Consider the following 559-nt stretch of genomic DNA (forward strand, 5'->3'; position numbering starts at 1 on the left):
GCGAGGATGTTGGTCTGGAATGCGATGCCCTCGATCACGCCGATGATGTCGGCGATCTTGCGCGAACTGTCGTCGATCTCGCCCATCGTGCCGATCACGCGGTTCACGACGTCGCTCCCGGTGCGCGCGATGTCCGACGCGTTGTTCGCGAGCCCGCTCGCCTGCCGCGCGTTGTCGGCGTTCTGCTTCACCGTCGCGGTCAGCTGCTCCATGCTCGCAGCCGTTTCCTCGAGCGACGCGGCCTGCTCCTCGGTGCGCTGCGACAGGTCGTCGTTGCCGGCCGAGATCTGGCGGCTCGCCGACGCGATCGCTTCGGCCGACTGGCGAATCCCGCCGATCGTCGCCTGCAGCCGCGCCTGCATGTCGTGCATCGCGGCCATCATGCTCGTGCGGTCGCCCGCGCGCACCGGCACCGGCAGCGTGAGGTCGCCCTGCGCGATGCGCGCCGCGAGCGCGGCCGCTTCGTCCGGCTCGCCGCCGAGGCTGCCGCGCACGTTGCGGATGATCACCAGCATCGCCGCGCTGATCACGAAGCCGATCACGAACACCACGGCCAGGT

1 protein-coding gene is annotated in these 559 nt (G+C 69.9%); it reads right to left on the minus strand.

What is annotated here, in order from left to right; genetic code table 11:
* A partial coding sequence (locus JMF90_RS39755; protein ID WP_236598167.1) for a methyl-accepting chemotaxis protein occupies positions 1 to 559 on the minus strand: 559 nt, incomplete at both ends.

It is taken from the genome of Burkholderia sp. E168m23, assembly GCF_016586125.1.
GTDB lineage: Bacteria > Pseudomonadota > Gammaproteobacteria > Burkholderiales > Burkholderiaceae > Burkholderia > Burkholderia orbicola.